Raw genomic sequence first — 19,229 nt, 5'->3', positions numbered from 1 at the left:
GGGCTCTGCGGGCGTCCCCGGAGCAGCTCGGCCTGTTCTGGACTCTGAACCCGCCGGGCTCTGCGGGCGTTCCCTGACCAGCCCGGCCCGTTCTGGACTCTGAACCGGCCGGGCTCTGCGGGCGTTCCCTGAGCAGCTCGGCCTGTTCTGGACTCTGAACCCGCCGGGCTCTGCGGGCGTTCCCTGAGCAGCGCGGCCTGTTCTGGACTCTGACCCCGCCGGGCTCTGCGGGCGTTCCCTGAGCAGCGCGGCCTGTTCTGGACTCTGACCCCGCCGGGCTCTGCGGGCGTTCCCTGACCCGCCCGGCCCGTTCTGGACTCTGAACCGGCCGGGCCTCCCGGCCCTCACTACCAGCCCGGCCCGTTCCGCACCGGTCGGGCTTCCCAGGAGTCCCCTGAGAAGTGCCTGTGCGTTTCTCAGAGAAATCACAGGTTGACGAAAGCGGGTTCTCAGAGGCCCTCGACATCGTGTTCACATGACCACGACCTCGCCCCAGGGGCGCACCGAACTGCTCAGGCCGGACGGGAGCCCCGTCCGCGTGCTTGTGGTGGACGACGAGCTGTCGATCACGGAGCTGCTGTCCATGGCCCTGCGCTACGAAGGGTGGCAGATCCGGAGCGCCGGTGACGGCACGGGCGCGATCCAGGCCGCCCGTGACTTCCGGCCCGACGCCGTCGTCCTCGACATGATGCTGCCCGACATGGACGGGCTGGCCGTCCTCGGGCGGCTGCGCCGGGACCTGCCGGACGTGCCCGTGCTGTTCCTGACCGCCAAGGACGCCGTCGAGGACCGGATCGCCGGGCTGACGGCCGGCGGGGACGACTACGTCACCAAGCCGTTCAGCCTGGAGGAGGTCGTCGCGCGGCTGCGGGGGCTGATACGCCGCTCCGGTGCCGCCGACCGGCGCTCGGACTCCACGCTGGTCGTCGGCGACCTCACCCTCGACGAGGACAGCCACGAGGTGACCCGGGCCGGCGACAACATCCACCTCACCGCCACCGAGTTCGAGCTGCTGCGGTTCCTGATGCGCAATCCGCGCCGGGTGCTCAGCAAGGCGCAGATCCTCGACCGCGTGTGGTCGTACGACTTCGGCGGCCAGGCCAACGTGGTCGAGCTGTACATCTCCTATCTGCGGCGAAAGATCGACGCCGGGCGTGAGCCGATGATCCACACGCGGCGCGGTGCCGGGTACCTGATCAAGCCCGCGGCGTCGTGAGCGGACGACGGCGGCTGCGGGTCCACGGGGACAGACAGGGGCGACTGCGCCGGCCGCGCACGCTGCGGACGCGGCTCGTGGTCTCCGCCCTGGCGCTGATCGCCGTCGTGTGTGCCGTCATCGGGACGGTGACGACGATCGCGATGCACTCCCGCCTGTACGAGCAGCTGGACAGCGCGCTCAGCGGGGTGGTGGGTCGCGCCGCGGGCGCCGGCCCCGAGCTGCCCGACGGCGCACAGCCCGGGCCGAAGCCCACGGGCCGGCCGGACAAGGGGGTGCCCAAGGTTCCCGATCTCTCGGAGTTCGTCACGCAGGGGCCGCAGCAGATGATCGGCACCATCGCCGCGAAGGTCCGGAGCGGCGCGATCACCGAGGGCATGGTCAGCAAGCCCACCAAGGACGACAACGACGTCACGCAGGCCGCGCCGTACACGCTGAGCAAGACGCAGATGACCGAGCTGAACGCCGTCGCCAAGGACGGCAAGGCACACACGGTCACCATCTCCGGGCTGGGCGAGTACCGCGCGGAATACCGCAAAGGGGCCAACGGCGCCTACTACGTCGCGCTGCCCACCACCGACGTCACCGACACCCTCAACACTCTCGTCCTGGTCGAGATCAGCGTCACCGCTGCCGGCCTCGTCGCCGCCGGCATCGCCGGTACGGTCATCGTCGGCGTGGCCACCCGCCCGCTCCGCCGAGTCGCCGCCACCGCCACCCGGGTCTCCGAACTCCCCCTGCACACCGGCGAGGTGAACCTCAGCGAGCGTGTGCCCGACTCCGAGACCGACCCGCACACCGAGGTCGGCCGGGTCGGCGCCGCGCTCAACCGGATGCTCGACCACGTCCACGGCGCCCTGCACGCACGGCAGCAGAGCGAGACGCGGGTCCGGCAGTTCGTCGCCGACGCCAGTCACGAGCTGCGCACCCCCCTCGCCTCCATCCGCGGATACGCCGAACTGACCAGACGCGGGCGTGAGGACGTCGGGCCGGACACCCGGCACGCGCTCGGGCGGATCGAGTCCGAGGCCGGGCGCATGACGCTGCTCGTAGAGGATCTGCTGCTGCTCGCCCGGCTCGACGCCGGCCGGCCCCTGCAGTTCGAGCAGACCGACCTCGTCCCACTCGTCGTGGACACCATCAGCGACGCCCGTGCCGCCGGCCAGGACCACAACTGGCGCCTCGACCTGCCCGACGAGCCCGCGCTCGTCTCGGCGGACGCGGCCCGGCTGCAGCAGGTCCTCGTCAACCTGCTCGGCAACGCGCGCACCCACACGCCCCCCGGTACGACCGTCACCGCCCGCGTCCAGCGGCGCGGACCCTGGCTGTGCGTGGACGTCGAGGACGACGGGCAGGGCATTCCGGCCGAGTTGCTTCCGCACGTCTTCGAACGGTTCGCGCGCGGCGACTCCGCGCGATCCCGCACCCACGGCTCGACCGGCCTGGGCCTGGCCATCGTGCAGGCCGTGGCGACCGCGCACGGCGGTGCCGTGACCGTCGACAGCGTGCCCGGGCGGACCGTCTTCACGCTGCACCTGCCCGCGCTCCCGGCGCAGGGGCAGCCGGACATGAGCCGGCGACAGGTGCTCCCGGCGCAGCCGCAGCCGGACATGAGCCGGCAACAGCACTCACAGGCACGCCACAGCGTCACCACACCGGCACGACAGGGCGCCTGACGAAAGTCGGTTCCATGCGAACCGATTCTTCTCCCGGCACCCTGCCGGCGCGGGAGCACCTCCCGGCCGCACCAGCCGGTACGCCTGTCCTGGACGTAGTGATCCCCGTCTACAACGAGGAGAAGGACCTCCAGCCGTGCGTCCGCAGACTGCACGAGCATCTCGACCGGACGTTCCCGTACGCGTTCCGCATCACGATCGCGGACAACGCCTCCACGGACACCACCCCGGAGGTGGCCGGAAGGCTGGCGGCGGAGATTCCCGAGGTCACCACCTTCCGCCTGGAGCAGAAGGGGCGGGGCCGGGCGCTGCGGGCCGTCTGGTCGGCCTCGGACGCCCCGGTCCTCGCCTACATGGACGTGGATCTGTCCACCGACCTCAACGCCCTGCTGCCGCTGGTGGCGCCGCTGATCTCCGGCCATTCGGACCTCGCGATCGGCTCCCGGCTGGCCCGCAGTTCACGGGTGGTGCGCGGGCCCAAGCGGGAGTTCATCAGCCGGGCCTACAACCTCATCCTGCGCGGCTCGCTCCAGGCGCGGTTCTCGGACGCCCAGTGCGGCTTCAAGGCGATCCGCCGGGACGTGGCACAGGTGCTGCTGCCGCTCGTCGAGGACACCGGCTGGTTCTTCGACACCGAGATGCTGGTGCTCGCCGAGCGGGCGGGGCTCAGGATCCACGAGGTGCCGGTCGACTGGGTCGACGACCCCGACTCGACCGTGCACATCGTCAGGACCGCGACCGACGACCTCAAAGGCGTGTGGCGGGTCGGCAGGGCCCTGGCCACCGGCTCGCTGCCGCTGGACCGGATCGCCCGGCCGTTCGGCGACGACCCGCGCGACCGTGACCTCGTGGACGTGCCGAGGGGACTGGCCCGCCAGCTCGTCGGGTTCTGCGTGGTCGGCGCCCTGTCCACGCTCTTCTATCTGCTGCTCTACAGCGGCTTCCGGGTCGTCACCGGCTCCCAGATCGCCAACGCCCTCGCCCTGCTGGTTTCGGCGGTCGCCAACACCGCGGCCAACCGGCGGCTCACCTTCGGGGTGCGCGGGCGCGGCGGGGCCGTACGGCACCAGGCGCAGGGCCTGGTCGTCTTCGGGATCGGACTCGCCCTGACCAGCGGCTCGCTCGCGGCGCTGAACGCGGCGACCTCCGAGCCCGCGCACTCCACCGAACTGGCCGTCCTCATCGCGGCCAACCTCGCGGCGACCGTGCTGCGCTTCCTGCTCTTCCGGGCGTGGCTCTTCCCCGACCGGCGCGAGGACGACCCGACGCCCGTCGCCTCGTACGTCACCACCCCGTTCCGCGCCGGTGACGTCGCGGACTCCTGGCGGGACACCACCGTGCGGTTGCTGCCGGTGCGCCCGCACGACACCGATGCGAGGGACTCGCGATGACCGTCCACTTCGACCAGCAGATCACCGGCGCAGGCACGGGTCCCGGCACCCGGACGCGTCCGGAACCCGCACCGGCTCCGCACGCCGGTGCCCCGCACCGGCCCTTCCCACAGCGGCTGTGGCGCGGCCGCCCCGAGGACCCCCGCTGGGCCCGTCCGGCCTTCCTCGCCCTGCTGCTGGCGACGGCCGTGCTCTACCTGTACAACCTGAGCGCCTCCGGCTACGCCAACTCCTTCTACTCCGCGGCCGTGCAGGCCGGCAGCCAGTCCTGGAAGGCGTTCTTCTTCGGCTCGCTCGACGCCGCGAACGCCATCACCGTCGACAAGCCGCCGGCCGCCCTGTGGCCCATGGCTCTGTCCGTGCGGCTCTTCGGGCTCAGCTCGTGGGCGATCCTCGCGCCCGAAGTCCTCATGGGCGTCGGCACGGTGGCCGTCGTGTACGCGGCCGTGCGCCGCCGGTTCAGCCCCGCGGCCGGTCTGATCGCGGGCGCCGTGCTCGCGCTCACCCCCGTCGCGGCGCTGATGTTCCGCTTCAACAACCCCGACGCGATGCTGGCGCTGCTGATGGCGGCGGCCTGCTGTTGCGTCATCCGCGCCCTGGAGGACGGCCGCACGAAGTGGCTGCTGTGGGCCGGTGTCGCGGTCGGCTTCGCCTTCCTCGCCAAGACGCTCCAGGCCTTTCTGATCCTGCCGCCGCTCGCCCTCGTGTACGGCGTCTGCGCCCCGGTGACGGTGAAGAAGCGGATCGGGCAGCTCGCCGCGGCCTTGGTCGCGATCGTCGTCTCCGGTGGCTGGTGGGTCGCGATCGTCGAACTCTGGCCCGCGTCCTCCCGCCCGTACATCGGCGGTTCGCAGAACAACAGCTTCCTGAACCTGACCTTCGGCTACAACGGCCTGGGCCGCCTCAACGGCGACGAGACCGGCAGCGTCGGAGGCGGCGGCGGGGGTGGCAACGGCGGTGGAGCGTGGGGCGAGACCGGCTGGGACCGGCTGTTCAGCTCCTCCATCGGCGGCCAGATCTCCTGGCTGATCCCGGCCGCGCTGATCCTGCTGGTGGCGGGGCTGGTGGCCACGCTCCCCCACTCTCGACTTCGCTCGAGCGGGGGGACCCCCATGGCCCGCCGGACCTCGGCGACCCGCGGCGCGTTCCTGGTGTGGGGCGGCGCGCTGCTCACCACCATGCTGGTCTTCAGCTACATGCAGGGCATCTTCCACGAGTACTACACGGTCGCCCTCGCCCCCTACATCGCCCCGCTGGTAGGGATGGGTGCGACGCTGCTGTGGGAGAAGCGCCGCAAGGCGTGGGCCTCGCTGACCCTGGCCGCCGCGATGACGGCGACCGCGGCCTGGGGGTACGTCCTGCTCAACCGCTCCTCCGACTACCTGCCCTGGCTCAAGTGGGTCGTCCTGGTCGGCGGGCTGACGGCGGCCCTCGGCCTGATCTTCGCCGGCCGGCTCGGCAGCCGACTGGCCCTGGGAGCGGCCGGGCTGGGCCTCGTCGCCGCGCTGGCCGGTCCGGCGGCGTACACCCTCACCACCGTGAACGAGGGGCACACCGGCTCGATCGTCACGGCGGGTCCGGCGGTGGCCGGCGGCCGCGGCGGCCCGGGCGGTGGCGGTGGTCCGGGCGGCGGCTTCCCCGGTGGTGGTGGCGGCCTCCCGGGCGGCGGCCAGAACCAGCAGAACGGCAACGGCAACGCTCAGGGGCAGCAGGGCAACGGCTTCCCCGGCGGCGGGTTCCCGGGCGGCGGCCAGAACCAGCAGGGCCAGCAGAACCAGCAGGGCCGGCAGGGCCAGAACCGGCAGAACGGCGACGGCGGCCGTACGGGCGGCATGGGCGGCGGTGGCGGTGTCGGCGGTCTGCTCAACGGCGCCAGCGTCAGCTCCGAGGCCAAGAAGCTGCTGCAGACCGACGCCGACCGGTACACCTGGGTCGCGGCGGCCATCGGCGCCCAGAACGCGGCGAGTTACCAGCTGTCCACCGGCGACCCGGTGATGGCCATCGGCGGCTTCAACGGCACCGACCCGTCCCCGACCCTGGCCCAGTTCAAGCAGTACGTGGCGGACGGAAAGATCCACTACTTCATCGCCTCGGGCGGCATGGGCGGCATGGGCGGCATGGGCGGCAGGGGCGGCGACACGGGCGGCAGCGCCGAGGGCACGTCCTCCCAGATCACCTCCTGGGTCGAGGCCAACTTCAAGAAGGTCACGGCCGGTTCGGCCACGTTCTACGACCTCACCACGAAGGCGAGCAGCTGACCCGCTCCTGACCGGATGAAGGCCGGATGAAGGCCGGAGGAAGGGCCGGACGAAGGGCGGTGGCCGAAAGCCACCGCCCTTCACGGTCTCCGCCGCAACTCCGTTGTACGCCGTATAGCAACTGTTCTACGGTGTACAACATGACGACGTCCCCCCAGGAAAAGGCCGCGCCCCAGAACATGCAGGGCGGCCACCCACAGCGCTGGCTGATCCTCGGTGTCATCTGCCTCGCGCAGCTCACCGTGCTGCTCGACAACACGATCCTCAACGTGGCCATCCCCTCGCTCACCCGCGAGATGGACGCCTCGACCGCCGACGTCCAGTGGATGATGAACGCCTACTCCCTGGTGCAGTCCGGCCTGCTCCTCACCGCCGGCAACTCCGCCGACCGCTACGGCCGCAAGCTGATGCTGATGTCGGGCCTCGCGATCTTCGGCGTGGGATCGCTGGCGGCGGGGCTGTCCCAGAGCCCCGCCCAGCTGATCGCGGCCCGTGCGGGCATGGGCATAGGGGGCGCGCTGCTGATGACCACGACCCTCGCCGTCGTCGTGCAGATCTTCGACGACCAGGAACGCGTGAAGGCCATCGCGCTGTGGTCGACGGTCAGTTCGCTCGGCTTCGCGGCCGGGCCGCTGATCGGCGGTGTGATGCTGAACCACTTCTGGTGGGGCGCGATCTTCCTCATCAACATCCCGGTCGCGGTGCTGGGCCTGGTCGCGGTCGCCGCGCTGGTGCCGGAGTCGAAGCACAGGGCCGGTGACCGGCCCGACCTGCTCGGCGCGGTCCTGTCGACGATCGGCATGACGGCCGTCGTGTACGCGATCATCACCGGGCCCGAGCACGGCTGGACCTCCGCACAGGTGCTGGTCTCGGCGCTGGCCGGGCTGGTCGTGCTCGGCCTGTTCGTGCTGTGGGAGCTGCGGACCGAGCACCCGATGCTCGACATGCACTTCTTCCGCAACCAGAAGTTCGTCGGCGCGGTCGCGGGCGCGATCCTCGTGGCGTTCGGCATGACGGGGTCGCTGTTCCTGCTCACGCAGCACCTCCAGTTCGTGCTCGGGTACGAGCCGCTGGACGCCGGGTTGCGGACGGCGCCGCTGGCGCTGACCGTCGTCGCGCTCAACTTCACGGGGGTCGGGGCGAAGCTGGTGCTGAAGGCCGGTACGCCGGCGGCCATCGCGCTCGGCATGACCCTGGTGTCCGCGGGACTGGCGGCGATCGCCCTGCTCGGTGGACACGGGTACGGCGGAATGCTGCTCGGCCTGGTCGTGATGGGCGCGGGTGTGGCGCTGTCCATGCCGGCGATGGCCAACGCGATCATGGGGGCGATCCCGCCGGAGAAGGCGGGGGTCGGAGCGGGGATCAACGGAACCCTCGCCGAGTTCGGCAACGGGCTGGGCGTCGCGGTGCTCGGTGCGGTGCTCAACTCGCGGTTCGCGTCGTTGGTCGCCGTGTCGGCGGCGTCACTGCCGGCGGCGCTTGCGGCGGCGGACTCGGCCGAGGAGAAGGCCAGGATCTCCGACGCGTTCGCCGCCGGCCTGGAGACGAGTCAGCTGGTGGGTGCGGTCGCCGTGCTGGCGGGCGGGCTGGTCGCGGCGGCGTTGCTTCGGCGTGCTGAGCGGGCAGAGTCCGCCTAGGAGCTCGGGGTGTGCGGTCGTCGTGCGCGTGCGGCGCCGCTGTGGTTGATCGCGCCCACGCGGCGGAGCCGCACAATGACACAGTCCCGCGCCCCTGAGGGCGCCTAGCATGATCGGCAGTAAGAGGTCGAGGAAGGTGCGCCATGGCGAAAGCCGCCCGGCAGGATCAGCCGCGGTCCAGCGTCTGGCTGGAGAGCACAGCGCACCGGCGGCGCGGTGGCGGGCAGCCCTCGGGGCTGGACCGGGCGCGCATCGTCGACGTCACCGTCCGGCTGCTGGACGCCGAGGGACTGGCCAAGTTCTCCATGCGGCGGCTCGCCGGCGAGCTGAACGTCACCGCGATGTCCGTCTACTGGTACGTCGACACCAAGGACGACCTGCTCGAACTCGCCCTCGACCAGGCCATGGGCGAGGTGCGGCTGCCCGATCCGGACGCCGGTGAGGACTGGCGCGACCAGGTGCGGGCGCTCGCCCGGGAGTACCGGACGCTGCTGGTGCGGCACCCCTGGGTGTCCGCGCTGGTCGGGGTCTTCCTCAACATCGGCCCGCACAGCCTGGCGTTCTCCCGGGTCGTCCAGCGCGCCGTCCGCAGGACCGGGCTGCCCGCGAAACGCCTGACGAGCACGATCGCGGCCGTCTTCCAGTTCGTCTACGGGTACGGCACCATGGAGGGCCACCTCGCCGCCCGGGCCGCGGCCGGCGGTATGAGCGTGGACGAGTACTTCCAGCAGGCCATGAGCACGGTGACCGCCGCCCCGCAGGCCGCCGACGTCCTGCGGGAGTCCCGGGAGATCATGGCGGCGCGCGGCGGCGACACGGTCGCCGAGATGCTGGAGCGCGACTTCGAGTTCGCGCTGGAGCTGCTGATCGCGGGCATCGAGGCGATGGTCGCCCGTGAGAGTGGCACTCCCGGGGGCTAGTCCCCTTCCACCAGTCGCGCCGGGAACCCGCCGGTCGCCACGGGGCCCCACCGGTCCGGCGTGATCCGGATGATCGACTTGCCCTGCTTGAGCATGGCCGCGCGGTACTCGTCCCAGTCGGGGTGCTCACCGGCGATGTTCCGGTAGTACTCCACGAGCGGTTCGACGGAGTCGGGGGAGTCGACGACCTCGGCCGTGCCGTCGATCTGGACCCAGGGGCCGTTCCAGTCGTCGCTGAGCACGAGCAGGCTCACGCGGGGGTCCCGCTTGGCGTTGCGGGTCTTGGCGCGCTCCGGGTAGGTGGAGACCACGATCCGGCCGGAGTCGTCGACACCGCAGGTCAGCGGGGAGCCCTGAGGGCCGCCGTCGGAGCGCCGGGTCAGCAGGATCGCGTGGTGCCGGGGGCGTACGAAGTCGAGCAACTCGTCCAGGGACACGCGGGTGTTCGTCGCGATGTTCGGTGCCATGTGCGGCAGCCTACGACGCCAGGGCCTCGGCGAGGTTGTCGTACACGGGCACGTCCCGGCGCATTCCGGTCAGCTCCAGGACCCGGCTCGTGATCCCCTCGGGCCGGGCCACCAGACGCACGGCGGCCCCGGGGCGCAGCCGCTGCCGTATGGCGTTGATGAGGCGGATGCCCTGGGAGTCCATGAAGGAGGTCGTGGTCAGGTCGAGGACGAGGACTTCCAGCCGGTCGCCGCGGGCCCGGGCCGCGGACAGGACGAGCGGCAGCAGCTCCGCCGCGTTACAGAAGTCGATCTCGGCGGGCATGGTGAGGTGGACGCGGCCGGGGAGGTCGCGCGGTTCTGTGGGATTCGTGAAGAGGGTCACGGCTCACCTGGCAGACGTTCGTCCGGATTTCCGTAAGGCCGCTTCCTGACCCGAAGGCCATTCCATCATGCGGGGGGCGGGCGGTGGAAGCTGTCCGTGGCGCCGTCGGCCGGGCGTCACCCGGAGGCAACCGAGCAGTTAGAGTGCTCTCCGTCCTGTGCTCGCAGTCGGGAATGTGCTGCGGAGCTCTCCTGCGCACGGCCATGGCCGTGCATGCCGAAGAGGTTCGTGGTGGCTGCGTCCGAGTTTCCTGATTTGCCCCGTTTTCCGGCTGGTGTCGAGCTGGCCGAAGCCCTGACGGTGGCTTCTCAGCAACTGCACGAAACCCTCACGCCTCACAGCACGCTCCGCACGGCGGTCCGGCTGGCCGTGCATCTCATGCCGGGCGCCGAGCACGCCGGCATCTCCGTCATCGAGCGCGGCAACAAGCTCCGCACGCTGGCCTGGACCGACGAGGTCGTGCGCTCCGCCGAGGCCCGGCACACCGGCCGCGAACAGCACGGGCTGTGGGACCGGTTGTGGAACAACCCGGTCGCGCGGATAACGGACAGCGAGGCCGACGACGGCTGGGACGTGCTGGCGGCCCTGGGACTGCGCTCGGCGCTGTCGTTGCGGCTGCGCGCCGACCGTCGCCGGCTGACCGTGCTCACGGCCTACGCGCGCAAGCCGGGCGCCTTCGACGAGGAGGCCACGCGCGTCGGCCGGCTGTTCAGCGCGCACGTCAGCATCGCCCTGGACTCCGCGACCGTGCGCGAGCAGCTCACCGAGGCCATGCACACCCGGGACCTGATCGGCCAGGCCACCGGCATCCTCATGGAGCGCCAGGGCATCGACGCGGCCGCGGCCTTCGAGAGCCTGGTGCGGGCCTCCCAGCGGGAGAACGTGAAACTGCGCGACCTCGCCCGCCGGATCGTGGGCGGCAACGCCCCCTGACGTGAGGTCGATTACGTCAGGGGCGTGTTCGGGGGATGACGGGATACCCGTACGGCCATGAGCTCCGAGACGTCCGACACGCTGGACCAGGCGATGGTGCGCAGCAGCGGTCTCGACACCCTGCTGCGCGATCTGACCGACCGCGCGGTGCAGGACGTGCCCGGCGCCGACGCGTGCAGCATCACCGTGCGCCGCGACGGCCGGCTGCTCACCCTGGCCGGCAGTGACGGCATGCCCAGCGGCCTGGACCTGCGCCAGTACGAGAACGGCTCGGGGCCGTGCGTCGACGCGGCCGAGACCGGCGAGGAGCAGTACGCCCCGGATCTCACCGAGGAGTCCCGCTGGCCCGCGTACACGGAGTACGCGCTGTCCGTCGGCGTGCGCTGTGTGCTGGCGGTGCCGGTCGTCGTCGAGAGCGAGAAGGGCGCCGCGCTCAACTTCTACGGAGGGCGGGCCGGGGCGCTGGACCCGGGCCGGGACGCGGCCCGCGCCTTCGCGGCCCGGGCCGGGGACGCGATCGACGTGGCCCTGCGGATCGAGCGCCGGCACCAGTCGGCGGCCGACGTGCGCACCGCGCTGCTCTCCCGCAGCGTCATCGACCAGGCGATCGGCATCCTGATGGCCCGGGAGCGCGTCGACGCGCGGAGCGCGCTGGAGCGGTTGCGCCGGGCCTCACAGGACCGGAACGTCAAACTCCGTGACCTGTGCGGCCAGTTGGTGGCGCGGGTGTCCGCCCCGGACTCACGCCGCCGGAAGTGACTCGCCCTGCACGGCCTGGATGTCCAGCTCCACCTTCAGCGTCGTGCCGATGGCGGCGATGCCGGCCTGCAGGACCTGGTTGTAGTTCATGGCGAAGTCCTCACGGTGCAGTTCGGTCGTCGCGCGGAACGCCGCCCGGGTACCGCCCCACGGGTCCGGACCCGTGCCGAGGTAGGCCAGGTCCAGGTCCACGGGCCGTACGACCCCGTGCATGCCCAGCTCGCCGTGGACGGTCCACCGGTCGGACCCGGCCGCCGTCAGCCCTGTCGACCGGAAGGTGATCTCCGGGAACCGCTCGACGTCCAGGAAGTCCGGCGACTTCAGGTGCCCGTCACGCATGCCGTTGCCGGTGTCGATCGACGCGGCCCGGATCACCGCCTCCACCCGCGACTTGGTGACGTCGTCCGGGGCGATCTCGATCGCGCCGGAGAACTCCGTGAACCGGCCGTGCACGCTGGAGATGCCCAGGTGCTGGGCCACGGCGGCCACGCTGGAGTGCACCGGGTCGACGGTCCACGGCCCGGGCGGCGGCAGCTCGGTGCCGCCCTGGCGCGCCAGCGTCACGGTGCCGACCTCGGCCCGCCCGCTCGCGGTCACGATCACGCTGGAGGCCGCGGGCGCATAGCCCACAGCCGTGACGATGACGGTGTACGCCCCCGCCTCCATCGGCGTCGTGTCCCGCACGGCGCCCTCCGCGTCGGCCTCGGCCCGCAGCACCTGCGCGCCGGTCATGTCCGCGACCGTGACGACCGCGTGCGACACGGCCCATCCATCGCGGGTACGGATCCTCGCGGTCAGTCCCATCTCAGCTGCTCCTCAGAAAGAAACCGGCCCGCGACAGGGGGCGCACCTCCGCTCAGAGCGCGCCCCACTGCCACGGGCCGGGGTCGGACTACTCGCCGGGGTGGGCGAGTTCGATGTCGTGGCCGTCGGTGCCGGCACCCGCGACCGTCAGGGCGGTGGCCACCGGCGGGTAGCCCGTGGCGATGACGGTGTACTCGCCGCCGTCCAGGTCGGTGAAGGCGTACGCCCCGTCCGTCCCGGTCGTGGCCGAGCCGACGACGTTGCCCGCCTGGTCGACCAGCGTCACCCGGGCGTCGGCCAGCGGGCCGTGCGGGGCGCGGACGACACCCTGGACGCGGGCGCCCGAGTCCAGGTCGATCTCGACCCGGGTGACTCCGGTGCCGCCCACCTCGACGGGCAGGGCGCGCGGCCGGTACCCGGCGGCGTTCACCGCGACGGTCACCGCCCCCGGCACCAGCTCGGCGAAGGAGAACTCGCCCTGCTCACCCGTGGTCGCGTTGGCCAGCAGGTCCCCGCGCACATCCGTGACGATGACCATGGCGTCCTTGACCGGCTGCCCGCTCTCGGCGGCCCGCACCAGGCCGGTCAGCCCGCTGGTACCGCTGAGCAGGATGTCGTAGGCGACCGGCTCGCCGCTCACCACGACCGTGGAGGCCTGCGGCTGGAAGCCGTCGGCGGAGGCGATCAGGACGTACGAGCCGGCGCCCGGGGCGTCCACGGCGTACGAGCCGTCGGCCTGCGCCACGGACCGGCCCAGCTGACGCCCGCCCAGCGAGATCAGCGTGACGGCGGCCTGCGGCACGGGCGCGGACTCGTTCCCGCGGACGTACCCGCGGACGGGGACACCGGGGGCCCCGCCGGAGGTCTCCTGCGGACGCTCCGCCGTGGCGACGGCGGCGAGCCGCTGGGTGCCTTCGGGCCCGGCCCCGGTCTCGGCCACGGCCCAGCTCGGCGCGGTCTTGTCCGCGGCGGGAGCCTCGACGGCGACAGCCTCGGCGGGAGCCACGGCCGGCGTCTCGGACTCGGCGGCCTGCGCCAGCCCACCCTTCGTCTTCAACGGGACCTCCTTGATGAACAGCGACACCAGCAGCGCGAGCAGCGCCAGCGGGGCCGAGTAGAGGAAGACGTCCGCGACACCGTGGCCGTAGGCGCTCTCCACGACGGTGCGGATCGGCGCGGGCATCGCGTCGAGGTCGGGGATGCCGCCACCGCCGGTGCCGGCGTGTCCGAGGGCCGCGCCCTTCGCGCCGAGGTCGGCGAGGCCGTCCTTGACGTAGTCGGTGATCTTGTTGCCCAGGACCGCGCCCAGCGCCGAGACGCCGACGGCACCGCCCAGGGACCGGAAGAAGGTCACCGTGGAGCTGGCGGCGCCCAGGTCGCTCGGCTCCACCTGGTTCTGCGTGCAGAGCACCAGGTTCTGCATCATCATGCCGATGCCGAGGCCCATCAGCGCCATGAAGATCGCTATGTGCCAGTACTCGGTGTCGTACCGGATCGTGCCCAGCAGACCGAGGCCGGCCGTCACCAGCACGCCGCCGCCGAGCAGCCAACCCTTCCAGCGCCCGGTCCGGGTGATGATCTGGCCGGAGACGGTGGAGGAGACGAAGAGACCCGCGATCATCGGGATCGTCATGACGCCGGACATCGTCGGCGACTTGTCCCGCGCCAGCTGGAAGTACTGGCTGAAGAAGACGGTGCCGGAGAACATCGCGACGCCGACGAACAGGGAGGCCACGGAGGCCAGCGTGATGGTGCGGTTGCGGAACAGCCGCAGCGGGATGATCGGCTCACTGGCCTTCGCCTCGACGAGGACGAACAGCGCCAGCAGCACCACGGAACCGCCGACCATCGCGTACGTCTGCCAGGAGAGCCAGTCGTACTTATCACCGGCGAAGGTCACCCAGACCAGCAGCAGGCAGACGGCCGCGGTGATGAAGAAGGCGCCGGCCCAGTCGACCTTGACCTTCCGCTTCACGACGGGCAGGTGCAGGGTCTTCTGCAGCACGATCAGGGCGATCACCGCGAAGGGCACGCCGACGTAGAAGCACCAGCGCCAGCCGAGCCAGTCGGTGTCGGTGATGACGCCGCCGACCAGCGGGCCGCCGACCATGGCGGTGGCGAAGGTGGCGCCGAGGTATCCGTTGTAACGGCCGCGCTCACGCGGCGAGATCATCGCCGCCATGATGATCTGGGCCAGGGCGGACAGACCGCCCATGCCGATGCCCTGGACCGCGCGGAAGGCGATGAGCATGCCCGGGTTCTGGGACATGCCCGCCGCCGCCGAACCCAGGACGAAGACGACCAGCGCGAGCTGGATCAGCAGCTTCTTGGAGAACAGGTCGGCGAGCTTGCCCCACAGCGGGGTGGAGGCCGTCATCGTCAGCAGGGAGGCGGTCACGACCCAGGTGTAGGCGCTCTGGCCGCCACCGAGGTCGCCGATGATGCGGGGCAGGGCGTTGGAGACGATCGTCGACGACAGGATCGCGACGAACATGCCGAGCAGAAGGCCGGTGAGGGCCTCCATGATCTGCCGGTGCGTCATGGGAGCGCCGTCGCCGGAGGAGCCGTGGGAGCCTCCCCCGTGCTTGGCATGAGCCCGCACACCGGCTGGTGTGGTCGTTGCCATGGGCTTCCTTTTCTTACGTGCTTGCGGGTGTACGGGTGGTCTGGTCGAAAGCGGGCGGTGCGGCCCGGGTCCCGGGACGGCAGTCGAAGCTCTCCCTCAGCCGCGCCATGAGGTCCGTGAGCTGGCCGACCTCCTCGTCGGTCCAGTCGCTCAGGCGCTCGGCGAGGACCTCGGTGGTCCGCCGGGACAGCTCGTCGAGCTGTGTGTGGCCCGCGGGTGTGAGGCGCAGGATGCGTGAGCGTTTGTCCGCCGGGTCGGGGGAGCGCTCGATCCAGCCCCGGGCCACGACGTGTGCGACGTGGCGGCTGGTGACCGACATGTCCACCGCGAGCAGCTCGGCGAGCTTGCTCATGCGCATGTCGCCGTGGCGGCCCAGCAGGGTCAGCACGGCCGCCGACCCGCCGGGGCACTCGGCGGGCATGATCCGTCCGAGCTCCCGCTTCACGGCGCCGAAGGCGCTGAACTGGCGGACCAGCTCTTCGTACTGCGCCTTTTCGGCCATGACCCCTCCCGCTTTCGTTGCTTAGGGCAACCATAGGAGCTGTTGGTTGCTGCAGGCAAATAAAAGAGGGGGGTGCGGTACAAAAACTTGGCAAAGGCAAGTATTGCGGGAGTAAATGTGCTGGTGACGAGCCCGGCGGTAGGGGTCACTCGGACCCAAACGGAACCTCAACCCCCACTTGGGGAGCCCCGTCCTTTTCGCTAGGGTCTCGGGCCATGGCTAACAACCAGGCCCCGCAGGGCAATCACGACCCCGCCGGCAGCACCCAGATGTTCCGCGCGTTCGTCGACGAGGCCCCGCAGGGCCGTCAGGCGGCGGCACCCACCAGCAGCGGCCCGCGCATCGGCCTCATCCTCGGCGTGGTCGTCGCCGTAGCGGTCATCGCAGCGGTGGCTTGGCTGGCGCTGGCGTAACGCCCACGGCTGCTGTTTTCAGGTAGCGGGGCGTAACGGCTGAGGCCGGGTGGGTCCGCAACCCGGCGCGGCCCCGACCCGCACCCGGCATCAGGCGAAGCATCCGCACCCCCACCGAACCGGCACAGGCATACGGCGCGGCCTGAACGGCCGCGCCCCAGCCCTCCGCCAGACTCCGCGAGGTCCCGTCAGACTCCGCGAGATCTCAGACCTCAGACCTCAGGCCTCAGACCCCGCAGGCCCGTCTGGACTCGCTCAGTCCGAGATCAGGCCTTCCCGGAGCTGCGACAGCGTCCGGGTCAGCAGCCGGGAGACGTGCATCTGCGAGATGCCGACCTCCTCACCGATCTGCGACTGGGTCATGTTCGCGAAGAACCGCAGCATGATGATCCGCCGCTCACGGGGCGGCAGCTTCGCCAGCAGCGGCTTCAGCGACTCCCGGTACTCCACACCCTCCAGCGCGGTGTCCTCGTACCCCAGCCGGTCCGCCAGCGACCCCTCGCCACCGTCGTCCTCCGGCGCCGGCGAGTCCAGCGAGGACGCGGTGTACGCGTTCCCCACCGCCAGCCCGTCGACGACGTCCTCCTCGGACACCCCGAGCACAGCGGCCAGTTCGGCCACCGTCGGCGACCGGTCCAGCTTCTGCGAGAGCTCGTCGCTGGCCTTGGTCAGAGCGAGCCGCAGCTCCTGCAGCCGGCGCGGCACCCGCACCGACCAGGACGTGTCCCGGAAGAACCGCTTGATCTCCCCGACCACCGTCGGCATCGCGAACGTCGGGAACTCCACGCCCCGTTCGCAGTCGAACCGGTCGATCGCCTTGATCAGCCCGATCGTGCCGACCTGGACGATGTCCTCCATCGGCTCGTTCCGGGACCGGAACCGCGCGGCGGCGTACCGCACGAGCGGGAGATTGAGCTCGATGAGCGTGTCACGGACGTACGCACGCTCGGGGCTGTCCTCGTCGAGCGCGGCCAGCCGCAGGAACAGGGAGCGGGACAGGGTGCGGGTGTCGATGGGGCCCGCGGTCGGAAGGACCGGGACGGGCTCGGCCACGAGGGCCGGAGCCTCATCGATGGAGCCGAGTGAGTCGAGAGCATGGGGAGCTGACTCGCTCTCCGCGAGCGTGAGCACCTTCGAGCTGCCCTGTTCTGCGGACATGCCACCCCCTTTGGGTCGCGGGACGGTCGCGGCGGACGCTCCCGTCTGAGGAACGCAGCCTTCACCTGAATACCGGAGCCGAAGCTCCGGCAAACGCGCTTCCCGCAGAATGTCACATGTCGGCAACACGCTGTAGTGACATGTCGACATCTGAGACGCGAATACGCCCTGCAAACAAGGGGTCTGACGGCTTATCGGCTCTCAACCGCCGGGAACGGCCCTGATGGGCGATTCCCTCCCCGCGGTGACCTCTCGCTCACGTTTGCGGTTACGCGTCGATACGGTTCGCAGACCGCAATCGTTGAAAGCTACGCGCGAGTAGCCGCGACACGTGCATCTGTGAGACGCCGAGCTCCGCGGAGATCTGGGACTGCGTGAGATTGCTGTAGTACCGCAGCAGCAGGATCCGCTGCTCCCGCTCGGGCAGCTGGACGAGCAGATGCCGGACGAGGTCCCGGTGCTCCACACCGTCCAGGGCGGGATCCTCGTAGCCGAGCCGGTCCAGCAGCCCCGGCAGCCCGTCGCCCTCCTGCGCGGCCTCCAGGGAGGTCGCGTGGTACGACCGCCCGGCCTCGATGCAGGACAGCACCTCGTCCTCGGTGATGCGCAGCCGCTCGGCGATCTCAGCGGTCGTCGGTGTACGTCCGAAGGACGTCGTCAGGTCCTCCGTCGCGCTGTTGACCTGCACCCACAGCTCGTGCAGCCGACGCGGCACGTGCACGGTGCGGACGTTGTCGCGGAAGTACCGCTTGATCTCGCCCACGACGGTCGGCATCGCGAACGTCGGGAACTGCACGCCCCGGTCCGGGTCGAAGCGGTCGATGGCGTTGATGAGCCCGATCGTGCCGACCTGGACGACGTCCTCCATCGGCTCGTTGCGGGAGCGGAACCGGGCGGCCGCGTAGCGCACGAGCGGGAGGTTGGCCTCGATGAGCGCCCCGCGTACGCGGTCGTGCTCCGGGGTGCCCGGCTGGAGCTCCTTGAGCTGTGCGAAGAGGACCTGGGTGAGGGCCCGGGTGTCGGCGCCGCGGCTGCTCCGCTGGGGCGCGGCCGGAGCGCCTTCCGGCGATGCCGCCTGAGGGGGTGCTCCCTGGGGAGGCGCTCCCTGAGGGGGCGCTCCCTCAGGGGCCGAGGCTTGAGGGGGCGTGGGCGGTGCCTGGGGGGACGAGGGTGACGCTTGAGGGGACGAGGGTGGCGCTTGAGGGGACGGTGCCTGAGGTGCGGTACTGGCCAGCACGGTCAACTCCACCTCGTCATCGTCCTGATCCGCCAACTCTTCCATCAAAAGCGGTCATAGCATCACAAGACATGCACTCTGTGTGCAAGCACCCCATAACTACGTGTTGAGTGATGAAAGCCGCATGAATCAACTCGTCCAACGGAAGAGCCCCCTGTCGAAGCGACAGGGGGCGGAAGCGGCCGGTCTCGGAGCCGGTCTCAGAACTCGTAGTCAGCGATCACCCACGTGGCGAACTCCCGCCACAGCGCGACCCCGGCCTGGTGGTCCGGGTGCTCCACGTATCGCCGCAGCGCGTCCGCGTCGTCGCAGGCCGAGTTGATGGCGAAGTCGTAGGCGATGGGACGGTCGCTGACGTTCCAGCCGAGCTCCCAGAAGCGGAGCTCCGGGATCTTGTCGCCGAGCGCGCGGAAGGCCTCGACGCCCTTCACGACCCGGGGGTCGTCGCGCTCGACGCCCTCGTTGAGCTTGAAGAGCACCAGGTGGCGGATCATCACTTTGCTCCGTTCGCAACCCACGTAGCGAAATCGCCGAGAGCCCCGGCGGCGTCCGATATGCCCTGGAACCCTATCTGGACGTAGTCGGCGGCCTTCTTCGGGTCCGTGACGATCACGTACATCACGAAGACCACGACGACGTAGACGGCGACCTTCTTCGCGTTCACCGCCATCGCGGCCTCCCATGTCACTGGCGTCCCATGCAGCGCACATGATCGCACGAAGGTCCGATCACACGAAGGGCCTGATCGCACGACGATCACGGCGGCCCGGCACAGCCTGCTTCGGCGGCGCTCGCCTCGTGGGTAGAGGGCATCAACGGCTACACGTCCAAGCCCAAGATCGTTGCGTGGTAGCAGTTCGCCCAGCAG

The 19,229-nt window shown here is 70.9% G+C and carries 18 protein-coding genes; 9 read left to right on the top strand and 9 right to left on the bottom strand.

All coding sequences use genetic code 11. From position 1 onward, the window contains the following. The first annotated feature begins 475 nt into the window (after positions 1–475). The 6 genes from FDO69_RS07790 (at position 476) to FDO69_RS07765 (ending at position 9,098) form a co-directional block, all read left to right on the top strand. Positions 476–1,216 (top strand): response regulator transcription factor, encoded by a 741-nt coding sequence (locus FDO69_RS07790; protein WP_104779012.1) that lies wholly within the window; start codon positions 476–478, stop codon positions 1,214–1,216. After that, entirely contained in the window at positions 1,213–2,892 is a 1,680-nt protein-coding gene (locus FDO69_RS07785; protein ID WP_104779011.1) for a sensor histidine kinase, read from the top strand. The genes FDO69_RS07790 and FDO69_RS07785 overlap by 4 nt, the downstream gene beginning before the upstream one ends. A gap of 14 nt (positions 2,893–2,906) precedes the next feature. After that, positions 2,907–4,283 (top strand): bifunctional glycosyltransferase family 2/GtrA family protein, encoded by a 1,377-nt coding sequence (locus tag FDO69_RS07780; protein ID WP_104779010.1) that lies wholly within the window; start codon positions 2,907–2,909, stop codon positions 4,281–4,283. Continuing rightward, on the top strand, positions 4,280–6,541 hold the full coding sequence (locus tag FDO69_RS07775; RefSeq protein WP_104779009.1) for an ArnT family glycosyltransferase: 2,262 nt from the start codon (positions 4,280–4,282) through the stop codon (positions 6,539–6,541). Before FDO69_RS07780 ends, FDO69_RS07775 begins: the two co-directional genes overlap by 4 nt. Positions 6,542–6,681: 140 nt before the next feature. Beyond that, the gene (locus FDO69_RS07770) at positions 6,682–8,178 is read left to right on the top strand and encodes an MFS transporter (protein WP_104779008.1); all 1,497 of its coding nucleotides are present in this window, start codon (positions 6,682–6,684) and stop codon (positions 8,176–8,178) included. A gap of 143 nt (positions 8,179–8,321) precedes the next feature. Beyond that, complete coding sequence (locus tag FDO69_RS07765) at positions 8,322–9,098, top strand: TetR/AcrR family transcriptional regulator (protein WP_104779007.1); 777 nt, start codon at positions 8,322–8,324, stop codon at positions 9,096–9,098. Here the strand turns inward: FDO69_RS07765 and FDO69_RS07760 are convergent. After that, positions 9,095–9,565: a PPOX class F420-dependent oxidoreductase gene (locus FDO69_RS07760; protein WP_104779006.1), complete on the bottom strand. Its 471-nt coding sequence runs from the start codon at positions 9,563–9,565 to the stop codon at positions 9,095–9,097. The two genes, FDO69_RS07765 and FDO69_RS07760, sit on opposite strands and share 4 nt — an antisense overlap. A gap of 10 nt (positions 9,566–9,575) precedes the next feature. Then, a complete protein-coding gene (locus FDO69_RS07755) occupies positions 9,576–9,869 on the bottom strand; it encodes an STAS domain-containing protein (RefSeq protein ID WP_104779272.1) in 294 nt (97 codons plus the stop codon). Between the two features lie 273 nt (positions 9,870–10,142). Between FDO69_RS07755 and FDO69_RS07750 the strand changes: the two genes are divergently transcribed. Together FDO69_RS07750 and FDO69_RS07745 are read left to right on the top strand one after the other, a co-directional pair. After that, the gene (locus tag FDO69_RS07750; RefSeq protein ID WP_104779005.1) at positions 10,143–10,862 is read left to right on the top strand and encodes a GAF and ANTAR domain-containing protein; all 720 of its coding nucleotides are present in this window, start codon (positions 10,143–10,145) and stop codon (positions 10,860–10,862) included. 57 nt (positions 10,863–10,919) lie between these two features. Beyond that, on the top strand, positions 10,920–11,621 hold the full coding sequence (locus tag FDO69_RS07745) for a GAF and ANTAR domain-containing protein (RefSeq protein ID WP_104779004.1): 702 nt from the start codon (positions 10,920–10,922) through the stop codon (positions 11,619–11,621). Here the strand turns inward: FDO69_RS07745 and FDO69_RS07740 are convergent. The 3 genes from FDO69_RS07740 to FDO69_RS07730 form a co-directional block, all read right to left on the bottom strand. Continuing rightward, the gene (locus FDO69_RS07740; RefSeq protein ID WP_104779003.1) at positions 11,604–12,425 is read right to left on the bottom strand and encodes a YceI family protein; all 822 of its coding nucleotides are present in this window, start codon (positions 12,423–12,425) and stop codon (positions 11,604–11,606) included. The two genes, FDO69_RS07745 and FDO69_RS07740, sit on opposite strands and share 18 nt — an antisense overlap. An 88-nt stretch (positions 12,426–12,513) precedes the next feature. Next, a complete protein-coding gene (locus tag FDO69_RS07735; protein ID WP_167526551.1) occupies positions 12,514–14,967 on the bottom strand; it encodes an MFS transporter in 2,454 nt (817 codons plus the stop codon). A gap of 97 nt (positions 14,968–15,064) precedes the next feature. Then, the gene (locus tag FDO69_RS07730) at positions 15,065–15,553 is read right to left on the bottom strand and encodes a MarR family winged helix-turn-helix transcriptional regulator (protein WP_104779001.1); all 489 of its coding nucleotides are present in this window, start codon (positions 15,551–15,553) and stop codon (positions 15,065–15,067) included. Between the two features lie 215 nt (positions 15,554–15,768). On the opposite strand from FDO69_RS07730, the gene FDO69_RS07725 reads away from it, so the two are divergent. Next, on the top strand, positions 15,769–15,966 hold the full coding sequence (locus tag FDO69_RS07725) for a hypothetical protein (protein ID WP_104779000.1): 198 nt from the start codon (positions 15,769–15,771) through the stop codon (positions 15,964–15,966). 255 nt (positions 15,967–16,221) lie between these two features. Here FDO69_RS07725 and FDO69_RS07720 read toward each other — a convergent pair whose 3' ends face one another. The 4 genes from FDO69_RS07720 to FDO69_RS07705 form a co-directional block, all read right to left on the bottom strand. Next, positions 16,222–17,124 carry an RNA polymerase sigma factor SigF gene (locus FDO69_RS07720; RefSeq protein ID WP_104778999.1) on the bottom strand — a complete coding sequence of 301 codons (903 nt, stop codon included), beginning with the start codon at positions 17,122–17,124 and terminating at the stop codon, positions 16,222–16,224. A 268-nt stretch (positions 17,125–17,392) separates the two neighbouring features. Next, positions 17,393–18,406, bottom strand: a complete 1,014-nt coding sequence (locus FDO69_RS07715) for a SigB/SigF/SigG family RNA polymerase sigma factor (RefSeq protein ID WP_420878493.1) — start codon at positions 18,404–18,406, stop codon at positions 17,393–17,395. A 155-nt stretch (positions 18,407–18,561) separates the two neighbouring features. Further along, positions 18,562–18,855: a Dabb family protein gene (locus tag FDO69_RS07710; RefSeq protein ID WP_031105389.1), complete on the bottom strand. Its 294-nt coding sequence runs from the start codon at positions 18,853–18,855 to the stop codon at positions 18,562–18,564. Then, positions 18,855–19,031 (bottom strand): hypothetical protein, encoded by a 177-nt coding sequence (locus FDO69_RS07705; protein WP_104778998.1) that lies wholly within the window; start codon positions 19,029–19,031, stop codon positions 18,855–18,857. Before FDO69_RS07705 ends, FDO69_RS07710 begins: the two co-directional genes overlap by 1 nt. Between the last annotated feature and the right edge of the window lie 198 nt (positions 19,032–19,229).

Source organism: Streptomyces tibetensis, assembly GCF_007655005.1.
Classification (GTDB): Bacteria; Actinomycetota; Actinomycetes; order Streptomycetales; family Streptomycetaceae; genus Streptomyces; species Streptomyces tibetensis.
This window is presented reverse-complemented; position numbering and strand designations above follow the sequence as displayed.

Excerpts from the sequence above, each read along its gene's own strand:
- FDO69_RS07740 (WP_104779003.1), bottom strand. The coding sequence starts at position 12,425 with ATGGGACTGACCGCGAGGATCCGTACCCGCGATGGATGGGCCGTGTCG.
- FDO69_RS07775 (WP_104779009.1), top strand. The coding sequence starts at position 4,280 with ATGACCGTCCACTTCGACCAGCAGATCACCGGCGCAGGCACGGGTCCC.
- FDO69_RS07750 (WP_104779005.1), top strand. The coding sequence starts at position 10,143 with ATGCCGAAGAGGTTCGTGGTGGCTGCGTCCGAGTTTCCTGATTTGCCC.
- FDO69_RS07770 (WP_104779008.1), top strand. The coding sequence starts at position 6,682 with ATGACGACGTCCCCCCAGGAAAAGGCCGCGCCCCAGAACATGCAGGGC.
- FDO69_RS07745 (WP_104779004.1), top strand. The coding sequence starts at position 10,920 with ATGAGCTCCGAGACGTCCGACACGCTGGACCAGGCGATGGTGCGCAGC.
- FDO69_RS07730 (WP_104779001.1), bottom strand. The coding sequence starts at position 15,553 with ATGGCCGAAAAGGCGCAGTACGAAGAGCTGGTCCGCCAGTTCAGCGCC.
- FDO69_RS07725 (WP_104779000.1), top strand. The coding sequence starts at position 15,769 with ATGGCTAACAACCAGGCCCCGCAGGGCAATCACGACCCCGCCGGCAGC.
- FDO69_RS07710 (WP_031105389.1), bottom strand. The coding sequence starts at position 18,855 with ATGATCCGCCACCTGGTGCTCTTCAAGCTCAACGAGGGCGTCGAGCGC.
- FDO69_RS07760 (WP_104779006.1), bottom strand. The coding sequence starts at position 9,565 with ATGGCACCGAACATCGCGACGAACACCCGCGTGTCCCTGGACGAGTTG.
- FDO69_RS07755 (WP_104779272.1), bottom strand. The coding sequence starts at position 9,869 with ATGCCCGCCGAGATCGACTTCTGTAACGCGGCGGAGCTGCTGCCGCTC.
- FDO69_RS07720 (WP_104778999.1), bottom strand. The coding sequence starts at position 17,124 with ATGTCCGCAGAACAGGGCAGCTCGAAGGTGCTCACGCTCGCGGAGAGC.
- FDO69_RS07780 (WP_104779010.1), top strand. The coding sequence starts at position 2,907 with ATGCGAACCGATTCTTCTCCCGGCACCCTGCCGGCGCGGGAGCACCTC.
- FDO69_RS07735 (WP_167526551.1), bottom strand. The coding sequence starts at position 14,967 with ATGACGCACCGGCAGATCATGGAGGCCCTCACCGGCCTTCTGCTCGGC.
- FDO69_RS07790 (WP_104779012.1), top strand. The coding sequence starts at position 476 with ATGACCACGACCTCGCCCCAGGGGCGCACCGAACTGCTCAGGCCGGAC.
- FDO69_RS07765 (WP_104779007.1), top strand. The coding sequence starts at position 8,322 with ATGGCGAAAGCCGCCCGGCAGGATCAGCCGCGGTCCAGCGTCTGGCTG.
- FDO69_RS07715 (WP_420878493.1), bottom strand. The coding sequence starts at position 18,406 with ATGGAAGAGTTGGCGGATCAGGACGATGACGAGGTGGAGTTGACCGTG.
- FDO69_RS07705 (WP_104778998.1), bottom strand. The coding sequence starts at position 19,031 with ATGGCGGTGAACGCGAAGAAGGTCGCCGTCTACGTCGTCGTGGTCTTC.